13 protein-coding genes and 2 pseudogenes are annotated in these 16,535 nt (G+C 61.8%); 11 read left to right on the top strand and 4 right to left on the bottom strand.

Features of this window, described 5'->3' with window-relative positions; all coding sequences use genetic code 11:
* The first annotated feature begins 328 nt into the window (after positions 1 to 328).
* The 4 genes from gtdA to A9D14_RS01045 all read left to right on the top strand — a co-directional run bounded on the left by gtdA (position 329) and on the right by A9D14_RS01045 (position 3,830).
* Positions 329 to 1,375, top strand: a complete 1,047-nt coding sequence (gene gtdA, locus A9D14_RS01060; RefSeq protein ID WP_066842223.1) for a gentisate 1,2-dioxygenase — start codon at positions 329 to 331, stop codon at positions 1,373 to 1,375.
* On the top strand, positions 1,372 to 2,079 hold the full coding sequence (locus A9D14_RS01055; protein WP_066847836.1) for a fumarylacetoacetate hydrolase family protein: 708 nt from the start codon (positions 1,372 to 1,374) through the stop codon (positions 2,077 to 2,079). Before gtdA ends, A9D14_RS01055 begins: the two co-directional genes overlap by 4 nt.
* A complete protein-coding gene (maiA, locus tag A9D14_RS01050) occupies positions 2,076 to 2,729 on the top strand; it encodes a maleylacetoacetate isomerase (protein ID WP_066842221.1) in 654 nt (217 codons plus the stop codon). Before A9D14_RS01055 ends, maiA begins: the two co-directional genes overlap by 4 nt.
* Positions 2,730 to 3,044: 315 nt before the next feature.
* Positions 3,045 to 3,830, top strand: a complete 786-nt coding sequence (locus A9D14_RS01045) for an IclR family transcriptional regulator (RefSeq protein WP_066842219.1) — start codon at positions 3,045 to 3,047, stop codon at positions 3,828 to 3,830.
* Between the two features lie 192 nt (positions 3,831 to 4,022).
* On the opposite strand, the gene A9D14_RS01040 is transcribed toward A9D14_RS01045, so the two are convergent.
* Positions 4,023 to 4,628, bottom strand: a complete 606-nt coding sequence (locus A9D14_RS01040) for a TonB-dependent receptor domain-containing protein (protein WP_157668090.1) — start codon at positions 4,626 to 4,628, stop codon at positions 4,023 to 4,025.
* Between A9D14_RS01040 and istA the strand changes: the two genes are divergently transcribed.
* The 3 genes from istA (at position 4,567) to A9D14_RS01025 (ending at position 8,082) form a co-directional block, all read left to right on the top strand.
* Positions 4,567 to 6,081 carry an IS21 family transposase gene (istA, locus tag A9D14_RS01035; RefSeq protein WP_066842215.1) on the top strand — a complete coding sequence of 505 codons (1,515 nt, stop codon included), beginning with the start codon at positions 4,567 to 4,569 and terminating at the stop codon, positions 6,079 to 6,081. The genes A9D14_RS01040 and istA overlap by 62 nt on opposite strands.
* Positions 6,068 to 6,796, top strand: a complete 729-nt coding sequence (istB, locus tag A9D14_RS01030; RefSeq protein WP_066842213.1) for an IS21-like element helper ATPase IstB — start codon at positions 6,068 to 6,070, stop codon at positions 6,794 to 6,796. The genes istA and istB overlap by 14 nt, the downstream gene beginning before the upstream one ends.
* Positions 6,797 to 7,050: 254 nt before the next feature.
* Positions 7,051 to 8,082, top strand: a complete 1,032-nt coding sequence (locus A9D14_RS01025; RefSeq protein ID WP_066842211.1) for an IS110 family RNA-guided transposase — start codon at positions 7,051 to 7,053, stop codon at positions 8,080 to 8,082.
* 244 nt (positions 8,083 to 8,326) lie between these two features.
* Here A9D14_RS01025 and A9D14_RS01020 read toward each other — a convergent pair.
* From A9D14_RS01020 to A9D14_RS01015, 3 genes and pseudogenes are all read right to left on the bottom strand, one after another.
* Positions 8,327 to 8,560: pseudogene (locus A9D14_RS01020) on the bottom strand (transposase); the annotation flags it as partial.
* Between the two features lie 436 nt (positions 8,561 to 8,996).
* A pseudogene (locus tag A9D14_RS19250) lies at positions 8,997 to 9,122 on the bottom strand (IS110 family transposase); the annotation flags it as partial.
* Between the two features lie 87 nt (positions 9,123 to 9,209).
* The gene (locus tag A9D14_RS01015; RefSeq protein ID WP_066842208.1) at positions 9,210 to 10,541 is read right to left on the bottom strand and encodes an MFS transporter; all 1,332 of its coding nucleotides are present in this window, start codon (positions 10,539 to 10,541) and stop codon (positions 9,210 to 9,212) included.
* Positions 10,542 to 10,665: 124 nt separating this feature from the next.
* Between A9D14_RS01015 and A9D14_RS01010 the strand changes: the two genes are divergently transcribed.
* The 4 genes from A9D14_RS01010 to A9D14_RS00995 all read left to right on the top strand — a co-directional run bounded on the left by A9D14_RS01010 (position 10,666) and on the right by A9D14_RS00995 (position 16,482).
* On the top strand, positions 10,666 to 11,595 hold the full coding sequence (locus A9D14_RS01010; protein WP_066842207.1) for a LysR family transcriptional regulator: 930 nt from the start codon (positions 10,666 to 10,668) through the stop codon (positions 11,593 to 11,595).
* 111 nt (positions 11,596 to 11,706) lie between these two features.
* Positions 11,707 to 13,647, top strand: a complete 1,941-nt coding sequence (locus tag A9D14_RS01005) for an aconitase family protein (RefSeq protein WP_066842205.1) — start codon at positions 11,707 to 11,709, stop codon at positions 13,645 to 13,647.
* Positions 13,647 to 14,744, top strand: a complete 1,098-nt coding sequence (gene leuB, locus A9D14_RS01000) for a 3-isopropylmalate dehydrogenase (protein ID WP_066842203.1) — start codon at positions 13,647 to 13,649, stop codon at positions 14,742 to 14,744. Before A9D14_RS01005 ends, leuB begins: the two co-directional genes overlap by 1 nt.
* A 70-nt stretch (positions 14,745 to 14,814) precedes the next feature.
* Complete coding sequence (locus tag A9D14_RS00995; protein WP_066842201.1) at positions 14,815 to 16,482, top strand: acyl-CoA dehydrogenase family protein; 1,668 nt, start codon at positions 14,815 to 14,817, stop codon at positions 16,480 to 16,482.
* Positions 16,483 to 16,535: the final 53 nt, after the last annotated feature.

The following is a 16,535-nucleotide window of genomic DNA, read 5'->3' as shown; positions in this document are numbered from 1 at the left end:
GGACGTTCGGCATTGGCGTGCCACCGATTGCCTGGAATCAAGGCTCCCTACGCCGTCCCGCAACGGTGTACGCGCGCATCAAATCCCTGCCCCGCTTTTTTAACGCCGATCCTGGCCCCGTTCGAGCGCCGATTGACCGAGCGCGTGAATGCCTTCCGGGTTTCAGCCGCGCAATGTACGGGCCAACATTCGGACTTCCTTTTTCACCCCACCATCAGCCTGCGCGGAAGCAGGGGCGAGATCATCGCGGACACGACACCGCGATTGCCCATTGCGAAATTAATTATCCATTGCTAAATCAGGGCGGACATCAAGGTTGAGGATCAAAATGACCCTGGCAAACAGTCAAAGCCGACAATTGGCCGACCTTTACGCGGAAATGGCGCCTCATAACTTGACCCCGCTTTGGGAGACGATGGCACAACTAGTGAAGCCGGTGCCAAGTTCGCCTGCCGTTACCCACTTCTGGTCGTTCGATGAGGCACGGAAGTTTCTCCTTCGCGCAGGCGACCTGATCAGTGCCGAAAAGGCCGAGCGCCGCGTGCTGATCCTGGAAAACCCGGGGCTCGCAGGCATGTCAGCAATCACGCCCAGCGTCTACGCCGGGCTGCAGCTTATATTGCCCGGAGAGATCGCGCCCGCCCATCGCCATTCGCAGTCCGCCCTGCGCTTCGTGATGGAAGGGTCGGGAGCCTTTACGGCGGTCAATGGCGAGAAGGCGATTATGCACCCCTTCGATCTCGTGCTGACGCCCAGCTGGGAATGGCACGATCACGGCAATCCCAGCGGCGAGCCGATGATCTGGCTCGACGGGCTCGATATTCCGACGGTGCGCCTGTTCGACGCCACTTTCGCAGAGCATCTTGACGAGAAGGTGCATCCTGAAACTGCGGCTCCGGGCGCCAGCATCGCGACCTATGGCCATAACATGCGCCCCATGGGTGGCCATTCGGCGGATTATCGCCCCAAGGACCAGCCGCTGTTTCATTACCCCCACAGTGTGTGGCGCCCCGCTCTCGACGCGATGGCGGGTCACGCGGCGATAGATCCTCACATCGGTCATGCGTTGGAATTCATCAATCCGGCCGATGGCGGGGCGATCATGAACACGATCTCCGCCCATGTCCGTTTCCTGCCTGCGGGCTTTGAGACCCGTGCCAGGCGCTCAACCGACGGAACGGTCTTCGTCGTGGTGGAAGGCAATGGCACCGCGGTTGTCGGCGAACGTGAATTCAACCTCGGCGAACGCGACACCTTTGTCGTGCCGTCGTGGAATGAACTGCGCCTGCAGGCGAAAAGCGACCTGGTATTGTTCGGATTTTCCGATCAGGTCGCACAACAGAAACTCGGGCTTTTTAAGGAGTTGTGCTCGTGACCGCTATTTTCGAACCCGCACCGACTGTCTTTGCAAAGACGACCGACGGCCGGGACTTCCCTGTACGCCGCGTGTTTTGCATCGGCCGCAACTATGCCGCCCACGCCCGCGAAATGGGTCGCGACCCCGATCGCGAGCCGCCCTTCTTCTTCACCAAATGGGCCGAGACTGTTGTTCCCAGCGGTACGACAATTTCCTATCCGCCCGAAACGAACAATTTCCATTTCGAGGCCGAGCTGGTGCTGGCGATCGGCAAGAGCGGCTTTGCGATAAGCGAGCAAGAGGCGATGGATCACGTGTTCGGCTATGCGACGGGTCTGGACATGACGCGCCGCGATTTGCAGCTGGACGCGCGCGAGAAAGGCCGCCCGTGGGATACCGGCAAGAATGTCGCGCAGTCCTCGCCCCTGGGCCTGATCACCCCGATCGAGGGTTTCCCCGATGCCGGAAAAGGCCGTATCGCTTTGACGGTGAACGAAGAAATCAAGCAGGATGCCGACCTTGCCGAGCTCATCTGGAGCGTGCCCGAGGTGATCCACTGGGTGTCGAAATACTACACGCTCGAGCCCGGCGATCTGATTTACACGGGCACTCCGGCAGGTGTGGGCGCGGTTGTCCCGGGCGATGTGATCGTGGTCAGTATCGAAGGTCTGGAAGATTGCGTTGTGACCATCGGCCCCAAAGCCGGTCCGGACAGGGCATGAAGCTCCACGGCTTCTTTCGCAGCACGGCAAGCTACCGCGTGCGCGTGACCCTTGCGCTCAAGGGCATCGCGCACGACAATTGCTATTACGTGCTGCGCAAGGGCGAGACGCGCACATCCGAATATCTCGGCATGAACCCCCAAGGTCTCGTGCCTACGCTGGAATGCGACGATGGGAGGGTGTTAACCCAGTCACTCGCAATCTGCGAGTATCTGGAGGAGATTCATCCCGATCCGTCGATTCTTCCCGCTGATCCCTATGACAAGGCGCGCGTTCGCGCCTTGTCTCAGGTGATCGCCTGCGATGTCCATCCGGTGCAGAACCTCAAGATCCTGTTCCGCGTGCGCGATCTGGCCGAGGCCGGCGGCAAGCAGGACGGGACGCAGGCGATGAACGAATGGGCCGCATCGACGATCAGGGAAGGCCTTGCCGCCTTTGATGCGCTTTGCGCGGAAAGCTCGGGTCGGTTCAGCCATGGCGATACGGTTACGCTGGCCGATATCTGCCTTGTCCCGCAGTTGGTGAATGCGCGTCGTTTCGGCGTGGATTATGCCGCGCTCTGGCCCCGCCTTGCCGCGATCGAAGCAAACTGCCTGACGCTCGATGCGTTCGCCTCCTCGCGCCCTGAAGTGCAGCCTGACGCGGAGTGACGACCGGCAAATTTGCATGACGGAGGAGTGCAGGGCATGGCCATGCACTCCCTGTTTTCCCAGTGCACCTCCTTTCGGGCGGGACGGTTCGGCACATCTGCGTTTCTGTCCGGCGCAGGCTGGTCGCCGGCGATCATCGCATTGATGCGACGAGCCACGGGCGCAGATCCACGGACATGACCTGTCCGCTCCTCCCTTGTCGATTTCTGGAGTAAATCTTGCTCAGGCCGTGTTCCGAAGGTCAGCTTGACGGACACTGATCGGTGGCGGAAAAAGCAGCAGTTTTTTTAGCATTCGGATTGGGGCAGCACGAATTTGGCCAAGGATATTGCAGGGCTGGAGGGGCGCAGGCGCGGCATACAATCGGTTGAGATCGGCCTCAGGATTCTCAAGACGATGGCCGGTTTGGGCACTTCGGCGCCATTGGGAGCGATCGCGCAGGCATGCGGCATGGCTTCGCCGCAGGTTCATCGCTATCTGCAGAGCCTGCTGGTGGAAGGCATGGCGCAGCAGGATCCGAAATCGGGGCGGTATGATCTTGGGCCTGCGGCCCTCAGCCTCGGACTTGCCACGCTCGCACGGGCCGATGCGTTCAAGATGGCTGACGAAGCCGTCAGGGAATTTTCAAGAGAGACGGGACTGACGGTGCAGATGGCCGCGCTGGGCCCCTTGGGGCCGACCATCGTCCGATGGATCATGGGGCGCCCCCCTGTGCTCACTTCCTTCAATGTTGGCACCGTTCTTCCGCTGACGGGCTCCGCCACCGGGCAGGTGTTCCTTGCGTTCATGCCCGAGGAGGAAACCGAAGGGTTGCTGAAGCAGGAAAAGCGCGAAGCAAGCCTCGACGATGCTTCGATTTCCGGCATCCGCACGGCTGTAAGGTCACGGGGCTTCGGCTGCGTGGAAGGCGACATGGTGCCGGGGCTGCGCGCCACGGCCTATCCAATCTTCGACCTGCAGGGCCGGATTCCCCTTACCGCGACCGTACTTCAACCCAGTCGTCCCACCTTGCACGGCATTCTGGACGGGGTTCCTGAAATGGCCGAACTCTGCCTCGCCCTAAGTCGTGAGCTTGGTTGGTCGGGCGACCTACCCGGATAGGGTGAATCCTCCGTTTGACGTCCGTGCATTGGGCGCAACTGGGAGAAAAATCCGACCGATTTGCACCTGGTCGCCCGGCACCGAAAGCCATCCCGGAATGGCTTCGGCAAGTGTTCGGTCAAATTTTCGATAGAGTAGCGGCAGAAACGTCCCTGCAGTTGACGAACAACTGCAGGGACGCTGCGAGGGATCCTAGAATTCAAGAGTGCCGCGAATACCGGCATAGCGGAAGCTGGTGCGATCATAGCGTGCAACCAGCGCGGTGCGATCGCTGCCATCGGGGTAAGTAAAGCGGTTCGACCGGTCGAAAAGATAGCTGTAATAGTTCTTGTCGAGCAGGTTGTTGACGAACAGTTCGACCGACCAGCCCCGCGATGCATAATCCGACGCTTCCAGCCCGACGCGCAGGTTGACCACACCATAGCCATCCTGCCGGGTCTTGGGGTTGCCGAGGATATCGAACTGCACAGCGCTCTGATAGCGATAGAACACGCCTGCGGTGACATTCATGTCATCGTTCAACGGCGTATTGTAATCAATGCCGGTGTTGAACTTCCACTTCGGTGAAAGCGGAAGCGTCTGACCAGCCAGGTTGGCCTGGGTCCCGCCGATGCAGCCCTGCGCTGTGGATCGGCGTGCAAAAGGGACCCCGTTAGCGGGGTGATCGGCGTCTAAAAGGGACCCTTCATTCTGATGGTGTAGTTGACCGCCTGGTTTTCCAGGTGGTGAGATCGGGATGTTGGTGGTGGAGACGGTCGTTCGGATTAGGCGGGAACACGCGAGCGGGAAGGCGATCAAGGCGATTGCGCGCGATCTGCGGTTATCCCGCAAGGTGGTGCGCAAGGCGATCCGGGCACCAGAAGGCGCATTCGATTATCGCCGCACGGTTCAACCGCTGCCCCGGCTTGGGCCGTTTCAGGAGCGGCTCGACACGCTGCTGGCGGAGAACGAGGCCCGGCACCGGCGTGATCGGCTGCGCATGACCCGGATCCATGATCTGCTGTGCCGTGAGGGGTTCGAGGGATCCTACGACGCGGTCCGGCGCTACGCCCGGCGCTGGACGGAAGCGAGGCGCAAGGATGCGGGTGATGGGGCGCCCGCGTTCATCCCGCTCATGTTCAAGCCCGGCGAGGCCTACCAGTTCGACTGGAGCCACGAGGATGTGGAGATCGCGGGCAAGCCGATGCGAGTGAAGGTGGCGCAGATGCGGCTGTGTGCGTCGCGGGCTGTCTACGTCCGGGCCTATCCGCGCGAGACGCAGGAGATGGTGTTCGACGCCCATGCCCGGGGCTTTGCCTATTTTGGCGGCGTTCCCCTGCGCGGCATCTACGATAACATGAAGACCGCGGTCACCACCGTGTTCGTCGGCAAGGAGCGGGTGTTCAACCGCCGCTTTCTGGTCATGGCCGATCATTACATGGTCGAGCCGACCGCTTGCTCGCCGGCGGCGGGATGGGAGAAGGGTCAGGTCGAACATCAGGTCCAGACGATCCGGGGCCGGTTCTTCCAGCCTCGCCTGCGCTTTGCCAGCATCGAGGAGCTCAACGGGTGGCTGGAGGCCGAGTGCCTGCGCTGGGCCGCAACGCACGCGCATCCCGAGCAGAAGGAGCTGACCGTTGCCGAAGCGCTGGACCTCGAACGGTCTGCCTTGCAGCCGATGTTGGCGCCCTTCGACGGCTTCCACGAGACCGCCCATGCCGTGACCGGCACGTGCCTGATCAGCTTCGACCGCAACCGCTACTCAGTCATGGCCAAGGCTGCGCGGCGGGCCGTCCAGGTCCGCGCCTATGCCGACCGCATTGTCGTGCGCCTCGGCGACGAGGTAATCGCCGAGCATGCCCGGCACTTCGGCCGTGACCGGACGATCTATGATCCCTGGCATTACCTGCCCGTTCTGGCGAACAAGCCCGGCGCTTTGCGGAACGGGGCGCCCTTCCAGGGCTGGGACCTGCCACCGGCATTGGCGCGATTGCGGCGCAAGCTGGGCGGCGGTGACGAAGCCGACCGCCGCTTCGTGCGCGTACTGGCAGCCGTAATGACCGATGGTCTGGAAGCGGTCGAGGCCGCGATCCGGGAGGCGCTCGATAACGGGGCCGTCAGCGACGAGGTGATCCTCAACATCCTGGCCCGATACCGGGACCCGCCATCCGAGCGCACTCTGGACGTGGTCGTTGATCTCAAGCTCAGTCACCCGCCGATCGCGGACTGCGCGCGCTACGATACGGTGCGAGGCTTCAATGCAGCGGCATGAAATGATCGAGGCGATGCGCGCGCTCGGCCTCAAGGGCATGGCAGGAGCCTTCGACGAGGCGGTAACCACCGGGCTGCAGCGCAAGCGCACGACCAACGAGATCCTGACCGACCTGCTGCGGGCAGAAGCAGCGCATCGTCATGCTGCCTCGATCCGCTACCGCATGACCGCGGCCAAGCTGCCTGTAATCAAGGACCTCGATGCCTTCGTGTTCGAGGGCACCCCTATCAACGAAGGGCTGGTGCGTTCCCTGCACGCAGGTTCGTTCCTGCCCGGTCGCCGCAACATCGTGCTCATCGGCGGCACAGGGACGGGCAAGACCCATCTGGCCACCGCAATCACCGCCAGCGTCGTGCGTGTCGGTGCCCGTGGGCGCTACTTCAACACGGTCGATCTCGTCACCCGGCTCGAGGAAGAGGCGCGTATCGGCAAAGCCGGATCCATCGCCGCCCAGCTCAGCCGACTCGATCTCGTGGTGCTCGATGAACTGGGTTATCTGCCGTTCGCCCGATCCGGCGGGCAGCTCTTGTTCCACCTGATCAGCAAGCTCTACGAGCAGACCTCGGTCATCATCACCACCAACCTCGCCTTCGGCGAGTGGCCCACCGTGTTCGGCGACCCGAAGATGACCACCGCGCTGCTCGACCGCATCACCCACCATTGCGACATCGTCGAGACCGGCAACGACAGCTGGCGCTTCAAAAACCGCAGCTGACCCGATCAGAAAAACGCCTTCGCGCTGCTGACGCCTCCGGTCGGGCTACGCCCTTCCTACGCCGCCAGCAGCGCGAAACCCGCGCCCAACGTCGATCGATCTATGCAACGCTAACGGGGTCCCTTTTGCGCGCCGATAGGGGGTCCCGATTGAACGCCGATTGACATCGAGCGAAATACGCGGTGGCTTTATGGGATGGCCCGCCCCTCAACATTCAACGTATTTTGACGACGGAATGGAAGAGGAGAAGACCAATGGCGAATCCAGCGATCGAGGTTCTGGGAGTGGATCTTGGGAAGAACAGTTGCAGTGTCGCGGGCCTCGATTCTGCCGGTGCAGTCGTAATGCGCTGCCGCAAGACGCGTACTGGACTGATAAAGTTCGTATCGCAGTTGCCGCCATGCATCGTGGCGATGGAAGCATGCTGCGGCGCGCATTTTCTGGCCCGGACATTCCAGTCGCACGGGCACTCGATCCGGTTGATGCCACCGGAATATGTTCAGCCTTACGTCAAAGCGCAGAAAACCGATGATCGGGATGCCGAGGCCATCGCAGAAGCTGCGACCCGCCCGACGATGCGTCTCGTGACGCCGAAAAACGAAGCCCAGCTCGATCTGCAAATCCTGCACCGCGCACGCGCAAGGTTGGTTGCAGAGCGGACCCGGCTGACCAACCAGTTACGTGCGATGCTGTTGGAGCGCGGCATCATTCTGCCAAAGCGGCGTGGTCCTCTGATCAAACGTCTTGGCGAACTATTGGCAAGTGATCCGCCGATCAGTGCCAGAATGATGTGCCTGCTTCACGATCTGCGAGACGAATGGGCAGAACTTGATCGCAGGATCGGTGCCTATGACGACGAATTGGTTGCGATGACGCGAGAAGACGATCTGGCCCGGCGCCTACTTACAGTTCCCGGCATTGGCGTGATCAATGCCACGGCACTGGTCGCCGCAGTGGGCGATGCCAGCGCCTTCGCCAAAGCACGCGATCTGGCTGCCTGGCTCGGTCTTACACCGCGTCAACACTCAACCGGCGGCAAAACCAAAATGCTCGGGATCAGCAAACGCGGGAATCGTTACCTGCGAACCCAGCTCATTCACGGCGCGCGGGCGGCGATGCGGCACTTTGCTGAGCAGCAAACAGCTATGGGAGCCTGGCTCCGCAATCTGCTTGTCCGTGCGCATCCCAATGTCGTGGTGGTGGCACTGGCGGCGAAACTGGCGCGGGTCGCCTGGGCAGTCCTTCGGCGCGGCAACGCATACCGATCGCAAGCAAACTTGGCTTGATGCAATGACGGTCCGGTAGACGGGCCGCTCAGCATGTCTGTGGAGGTAAGAGAGATGGCATAACGGTCGAACCGGCGGACGGGAAAGCCTGGTTAAAAATGTGGTGCTTGCCACCGTTGGCTTTATGAGGCTCCTGCCGCGCGGAACCCATCTTGGCCAGGTCAGCAGACCTGAGACCGGATACGTTGATGCAGACCTGCTACACCATCCATTTTGCCCTTGCAGACGGGGCGGGCCATACGTTTTTTAGGATGTCGCGCTCCTCGGTCACCCGGGCCAACTCGCGCTTCAACTGGCGAATCTCGGCATCCTTGCTGGCATCGCCGGACACATGCCGGGCCAATTGCCGCTTCCAGGCATACAGCGAGTGCTGACTGACTCCGAGCCGCTGCGACACCTCGGCTACCGGATAACCGCGCTCGGTGATCTGGGCCACCGCATCACGCTTGAACTCATCACTGAAATTGGGCTTCCCCATCGTCGCCTCCTGTCCTCAAAATTAGGATCGAAGGCGTCCAGAAATCTAGGGGCTACTCAGCTTCTCGCTGAGCCGCCAGATCCTGTTTGTCCGTCAAACATCGGGCTTAGCCGATCAAAGTGTAGGTCATGATATAGCACCATTCAAATGAGACTCGACGAACGCTCATTTACCGCGACCACCTCATGCGAGCCGGGAGTGTCCGTTGAGCGATCGTCTTACATACACTGCAGATCAGCATAACGCACGACCGACGTTCACTCATGGAAACCGACGCGGCGCTCTGCCATGCGGGCCAACGTCGTGAATTTCGCGACTGCCGACCGACAGCTGACCCTTCCAAATGTCGTCGGTGCTACCGTGAATCTGTGTCCGATTAATGCACTGGCGCCGTACCGCAAGCTTCGATCCCGATCAGAACCGGAGGCAACCCCTAGAAAAACTTCACCATCTGTCCGCGCTTCAATTGCCGGGTCACAACTACCTGACCTTCAGCATCTACGCCATGCACCTGGAACACCGACTTCGCGATATCCGGCCCAATCGTGACAATCTCACCCATGTTCGCCTCCTCGCTCTTCAGCCGGGGCAGTCTGCCTCAGCCGGTGAGCGGGAGCCATCCACTCCATCGTTTAGCGTACCATCCACGCTATGCCCTCAACGGTTCGGTAATGGTTGCCAGGATCACGAACGCGGCAACACCTAGCGAAGCCATCAGGGCGAACAGGGTCGTCCAGGTCGAAGCGTCGAGGATCATTCCGGCGACGAAAGGCAACGCCGCGCCGCCAAGCTGGCCCAGCGTGTTCAGGATACCAGTCGCGATAGGGAACATCGCCTTGCTGGTCAGCCCCGCAGTATAGATCGCATATTGTGAAAATCCGATCGCAATGAGAAAACCTGTGACCGACAGGACCAGCGCCAGGGCGACAGGGTTTTCGGGAGCTTCCATCAGCCAGATCATGACGACAGTCGTCATCAGGCAACTGAACATCATCACGGGCTTTCTCCTGCCGTCAAAAACCCGGTCCGAAATCAGGCCCCCGGCCACATTCCCGATAACCGCGCCGACAAAAGGCATTGAAGCCAGAAGACCGGTACTGACAATCGAAAGACCGCGTTCCTCGGCGAGGTAGGTCGGCAACCAGGCGAGGATCACGTTCATGATCCCCACGAACAGAAAGTATCCCAACGATGCGCCCCAGATGCTCCAGGTCCTGAAAACCTCTTTCGAGGCGGTCCTTGCCTTGAACTCGCGGGCGCGGATAAGCTTGTCGAGAACCGGGAACGATCGCGCGGGGCGAGTGCTGCCGCCGTTTTCGCGCAATGAAGCATCGTCGGATTCGATCAGTTCGGCTTCCGCAGCGTTCACATGGCGGCTGTCTCCCGGCCGGTCGGGCACCAGCGCCAACCAGATGAACGGCAGCAGGATACCCGGAATGGCGAACGCCAGAAAAACCCAGTGCCAGCTGGATACGGCAATGATGATCCCGCCGATGAAGGGCACAATCGCAGGCCCGGCCTTCGTGGAGGCAAAGAATATGCCTGCCGCAGTGCCTTTTTCCTTCTTCGGGAACCAGTTGTTGACTGACGTGACCGATGCCGCCGCGATCGGAGCCTCGGAGAAGCCGAGCAGCACCCGAAGCGATTTCAGCGCAAACACCGAGTTTGCGAACGCGTGACACGCGGTGAACACAGACGTCAGGATAAGGGAAATCGGCAGCACCTTGCGCACGCCCATGCGTTTGATCAGGAATCCTGCAGGCACTTGTCCGGCGGCATATGCGATGAAGAACAGGCTGGCCAGCGCGCCCGCCTGCGTTTTCGAAAGACCGAATTCCTCGCTGAGCGATGGCAGCACGATTCCGATGTTGGCCCTGTCGGCGGCCGCGATCGAGTAGAGCAGAAAGATCAGGCCCAGCACCATCCAGCGAAAGCGCGTCGGACGCTGGATCCGCTCGCCATCATCAATGCCTTCGCGCATTCCAATCTCCCGGTTCCGGCTTTTTTTGAAGTCTGTTGGGAGAGGCGTTAAAGCGCCCTATTCGCTCTGGATATTATATTAATTAGAAGTTATCATTCTCGTTTAACGAATGATCAGGGCGTGTATGGACGTCAAGCAGCTTCGCTATTTCTGCGCTGTGTTCGAGCGCAAGAACCTGAGCCATGCGGCGCAGCAATGCTTCGTGGCGCAATCCGCGATCAGCCACCATCTAGCCAACCTGGAGTCCGAACTGAAGGTCAAACTGTTCGATCGTCAGCCGCGCGGCATGGATCCCACGCCGGAAGGAGCCAGGCTGTACGAACACGCACGCAGCATCCTGCGAAGCATCGAATCGGCCAGCGAGGACGTGCAGCAACTGTCCTCCGAGATCACCGGCTCGCTCCGTCTCGGCCTGCCCTACACCATCGTCGACGCGATCGCGGTCGATCTGTTCCTGCGGATCCGGGACGCGATGCCAAAAGCGGACGTGATGTTGCAAGAGGCTTTCTCGAACCAGTTGTTTGACCAGCTCGTCGGCGGCAATCTCGACCTCGTTTTCGTGTACAATGCGGCGCAGGATGAGCGCGTCCAACTGTCGATGGTCCACTACGAGCCGCTGTGCTGCGTCGGTCATCCCAGTCTCGTCGGGCCCGATCCCGTCCCGATCTCGATGGCCGAAGCGACGAGTCTGCCGCAAATGGTGCTGCAACGTGGCGATGCCGCGCGCTCCGTCTCTAACCAGTTGCGGATGCAGCAGGCGATGAACGCCAGCAAGATGTTCGAATGCAACTCGGTGATCGGGGTCCACAAGGCGATCCAGGCGGGGCTTGCGGTGGTGATCTGCCCTTACATCACCGTGCGCAACCTGGCTAACGAAGGCCGCGTCGTGGCGCGTCCCATCGTCGATCCAGCCCCGATCCGCCGGCTGGATTGTGCCCGGCTCAGCAACCGTACTGCCACCAAACTGTCCGCCACCGTCAGCGCTATCGTAACCGAACTGATCGGCAAGGAGACGAAGAGCGGCCGTTGGCCGATCGTCTCGGATCCGGGGTGACGCGATGTCATCAGGCGTCGCTATCTAAATAAGAGAACTTCCGTAATCATCTTTTGTATTTTTCAGAATATGGTGCATGCGCTATTTCATCTCGAATAACGAGGGATGGCTATGCAAAATATTGATTTTCAAGGGCAAATTTTCTTTCTGAGCGATGACGAGAACAAAATCCTGGCTCAGCTGTCTGGTCAACGTCTGACGCTTGCCCATGCCATTCCCCTTCGCGACGACGTCTCCACCGACGAGATGACCTCGCAGGCAGTTTGCGCCCGCTACGAGGATTTTGGCGACGGCCTGCTGAGCGCCTATCGGGCCGGCGATGCCCAGCCGATCCCCGAGCTCGCCTTTCGCGGCACGCCGGTCACGGTGATGGTTGCCGGAAAACGCTACGGCAAGGGATCTTCGCGCGAACACTCGCCCCTGGCCCACAAGACGATCGGCGTCAGGCTGATAATTGCCGAGAGTTTCGAGCGTATCTTCCGCCAGAACTGCGACAATCTGGGCATCTTCACCAGCACCGACATGTCTCTCGCCGACCGGATCTCGGCGGGCGAAGCGATCGCGATCGACGAACTGGTCGCGGGCCGCGAAGCCCTTGCCGCGCGCCTGCTGCGTGCCGGCGGCCTGCTCAATCTCGACGAAGACGCGATCCGCGAATTCGCCCTGACTACCCGGCCGGCCGATGGAGCGCCCAGAACACTTACGCAAAAGATCCTGCAACGCCATGCGATCGTCGCCGACCAGGACTTTCCCGCCGGCTCCGGTTCGTTCGTGCGGACGGACTGGCGGTTCAGCCACGAATACTACACCGGTATGATCGCGAACCTGCTTCATCATCAGTTCGGCGACCCGGTACCGCTGTCTGATCCCGATCGCATCATCCTGTTCGAAGACCACCTGACCTTCGCGCATCGCAGCCCGGTTCACGTCAACGGCGGACTGCTGCCCGGGGTCGAGCGCATGTCCCGGCGCCATCAGGCGTTCGGGATCAAGTACGGCATCACCAACCATGGCTACCTGCCCGCGCATGAAGGTTCGGAGGGCATTTGCCATGCCATCATGATCGAACGCTACGCGATGCCGGGAGAAGTCGTTGTCGGCACGGATTCGCACACGACACATAGCGGGGCGCTGGGCGCACTCGCTTTCGGGGTTGGCTCGAGCGACATGGCCTATGCCCTGAAGACCGGCAATTGCCGCCTGACGGTTCCGGACAGCATCCTGATTCGCCTGGATGGCAAATTGCCCGAAGGGGTGGCGAGCAAGGACATCGTCCTCCACCTTGCCGCACGCCCCGAACTGAAGCGCGGCAGCGGCCTTGGCAAAGTGTTCGAATTCGCCGGCGAAGCGGTAGACGCCATGTCGACGGACGAACGTACGACGCTGACCAACATGACCGCGGAGCTTGGCGGTTTCACCGGGATCGTCGCGCCGGACGCGGAAACCGTGCGCTTCCTTAAAGAGCGCCGCGGCGTCGATTTCGCGCTGCAGGAATGGATGAAGAGCGATGAAGGCGCCCCCTTCTCCGAAATCGTCACGGTCGACTGTTCGCTGATCTCGCCGGTGGTCGCGGCGCCGGGCGATCCCGGCAATGCGATCCCCCTGTCCGAACTTGTCGAACGTCCTTCGGTGGATATTGCGTATGGCGGTTCGTGCACCGGCGGCAAGCGCGAGGATTTCGACGAATACTTCAAGGTTCTCGACTGGGCCGACCGCAATGGCCTGAAGGCACAGGCGGGTGTCACCCTGTTCCTGCAATTCGGCACTCTTGCGGTCCGCGACTACTGCGAGGAACAGGGTTATCTTCCGGTGTTCGAACGGGTCGGCGCCGAAATGCTCATGCCATCGTGCGGCGCGTGCGCCGGCTGCGGTCCGGGTTCCTCAAGCTCGCACGAGGAAGTGACCGTCAGTGCGATCAACAGAAACTTTCCCGGCCGGTCCGGCCCCGGTCAGGTATGGCTGGGCAGCCCCGCTACAGTCGCGGCAAGCGCGATCGCGGGCCGACTCGTCTCGTTCGATGAGCTGAAGCAACAAGCGGCCATGGCCCGCTGATGCGCGTGCTGGCGCTTGCCGGGGATGGCATAGGCCGTGAGATCATGCCCGAGGCGCTGCGCATCTTCGCGATCGTGCAAGGCCGTTGCGGCGTGCGGGCCGAACTGGTCGAAGGCGCGATCGGCACCGGTCCACTGATGGACGAGGGCAATCCCTTCCCTGCCGCAACCGAGACCGAGGCGCGCAATGCCGATGCGGTTCTGTTCGGAGCGGCCGGCGACCCGTCGCTCGACCACCTCGGCCCCAAGCGACCCGACAGCGCCATCGGCGCATTGCGCAAGTTGCTGAACCTCTATGGCCTCGTGCGCGAATATCGCATTGCGGACGCGCAACTCGCGATGTCGCCCCTCAGGCCAGTACGCGCCCGCAGCACCGACTTCGCGATCGTTCGCGAGATTTCGGGTGACGTATACGCCGCCCAGCCCAAGGGTCAGCGCATTGCCGAAGACGGCCCCTTCCCGGGCGAGGTCGAAGGGTTCGACACGATGCGCTACACCGAAAGCGAAGTGCGCCGTATTGCCCACCTCGGCTTTCGCACGGCGCGCGCGCGGTCGGGCCGCCTGGTCAGTGCCGACAAGTCCAACGTGCTGGCCACCTCGCGCCTGTGGCAACGTGTCGTGGCCGAGGTCGCTGCGGAATATCCCGATGTGGCGCTGACCCACCAGCTGGCCGACAACACCGCCATGCAGCTTGTAACCGACCCGGCCAGCTACGACACGATCCTGACGGCGAACCTGTTCGGCGATATTCTCTCGGACGTCGCATCGGCACTGACCGGATCGATCGGGCTTGTTGCGTCGGTGGTGTTCAACGAAACCGGCCAGGTCTATTACGAACCCGGCCACGGCAGTGCCCTCGACATCGCGGGACAGGACAAGGCCAATCCGATCGCGATGATAAGGTGCGTCGCGCTCATGCTGCGGCACAGCTTCGACCGACCCGATCTTGCCTCAACGGTCGAGCAGGCCATAGACGAGGTGCTGGCAGCAGGCCTGCGCACGGCCGAGATTCACGTCGATGGTACGACGCTCGTTTCGTGCTCGGCCATGGGCAAGGCCATCGCCGACCGGCTGGAAGCGCTGCTCCCGCCCGATTAGGGCAAGCGCCAGTCCCCACCGGATTCGCCCCAGACCGCCCGACAAAGCAACCCAGCACAGGACGCCCCCCATGCGCGCGAACTTACCACCCGCCAATCTCGCCACTGTCGCACGCCAGATCGAACTGTCGCACCGGATTGCCGATGTTCGCGCCGCCCGCGCCGCATGGGATGCGGCATCACCGGACATGTGCGAGGCGATTCTTGGCGCGGCGGCGAAATTCGCTGCGGATGTTCTGGAACCCCTCAACCGGACAATGGACGCCGACGGCGTCTCGCTGGTGGCCGGGAGGGTCGTCACTTCGGCCGCACACCGTGAAGCATGGCAACAATATGTCGATGCCGGCTGGCCCACGCTGGAGGCCGAAGAGGACCTGGGTGGCCAGGACATGCCGGCGATCCTGGCCTTCGCGGCTCAGGAACTGTTCGACCGGGCCTGCCCGGCATTCGGAATGCTTCCGGTACCTCAGCGTTCGGCCTTCCGGCTGATCCGCGCCTTCGGGGACGACAACCTGAAAAGCCGCTGGCTGAACCGTCTGGTCAGCGGTGAATGGGGCGCGACCATATGCGTTTCGGAAGCCGGTGCGGGGTCGGACCTGCGCCGTATCCGCACTGTCGCCAGCAGGGCGGAGGATGAGGGCTGGCTAGTCACGGGCAACAAGGCGTGGATCTCGTTCGGCGATCACGATCTTGCCGAACAGATCGGCCACGTCGTTCTGGCACGCACGACCGATGCCGAGGGCAAGTCGCGACCCAGCCTGTTCCTTGTCCCCCTGATCCTGCCGGACGGCAGCCGCAATGCAGTTGCTGTCCATCGGATCGAGGAGAAGTTGGGGTTGCATGGCTCTCCCACCTGCGAACTGGGTTTCGAACAGGCGCGGGGCATCCTGCTGGGGCAGGAAGGCCGCGGGCTGGCACAGTTGTTCGTGATGATCGCCAACATGCGCATGGCCGTGGGCGCAATGGGCACCGGAATTGCCAGTGGAGCGACCGATCTGGCGATGCGCTATGCGGAAGAACGGCTTCAGGGCGGATCTCCCGATCCGGTGGCCATCGCGCGTCATGCGGATGTCCAGCTGCAGCTGCTCGACCTTATGGCCCCGACCATCCTGATGCGCGGATTGCTGTTTGCGGTGGCGAATTGCAACGATCTCGCCTCGCAGGGCGACACGCAGGCCCAAGCGCTTGGGGCATGGCTGCTGCCGATTGTAAAGACCACGGGCGGCGAGACCGCGTTCGATGTCGCCAGCGGCGCGATCCAGGTGCTGGGCGGAGCTGGTTATACCTCGGAATGGCCGGCAGAGCAGTTTCTTCGCGATGCCCGCGTCCTCACCGTCTTCGAAGGAACCACGGGAATGCAGGCGCAGGACCTTGTTCTACGTCGCCTGGTCGATGACCGGTCGAGCTTCGACAGTTTCATGACGACGGCGCGCGGCACCGGAGATGCCCGGCTGGAGAGCTGCCTCGACGTGCTCGACCAAGCAGCCCGGACAATCGCGGCCTCTCCGGAATGTGCCGAAGGCGGGGCGACAGCAATGCTGCACATCGCCGCCACTGCCGCGCTGGCCTGGATAGCTGCCGGCTACCTGCGGGACGGCACGAGCGATGCGATGCTGATAGCGGCTAGCGAGCACTGGCTCGACAACGCGACCGCGCGTGCATCCCGCTTCCTGCCCCGGATCGCCGGTGGCAAGACCCAGGCTGCGCGTTATGCAGCCCTTCGCGAAACCCTGTCCTGACATACCCGACGCCGTGAGCGCTTGACGCGTGGAGCGTCGGCAACAAGGGGGGT

It is taken from the genome of Croceicoccus marinus, from assembly GCF_001661675.2.
GTDB classification, from domain to species: domain Bacteria; phylum Pseudomonadota; class Alphaproteobacteria; order Sphingomonadales; family Sphingomonadaceae; genus Croceicoccus; species Croceicoccus marinus.
The sequence above is the reverse complement of the archived record's forward strand: the minus strand, read 5'-3'. Positions and strand labels throughout refer to the sequence as shown.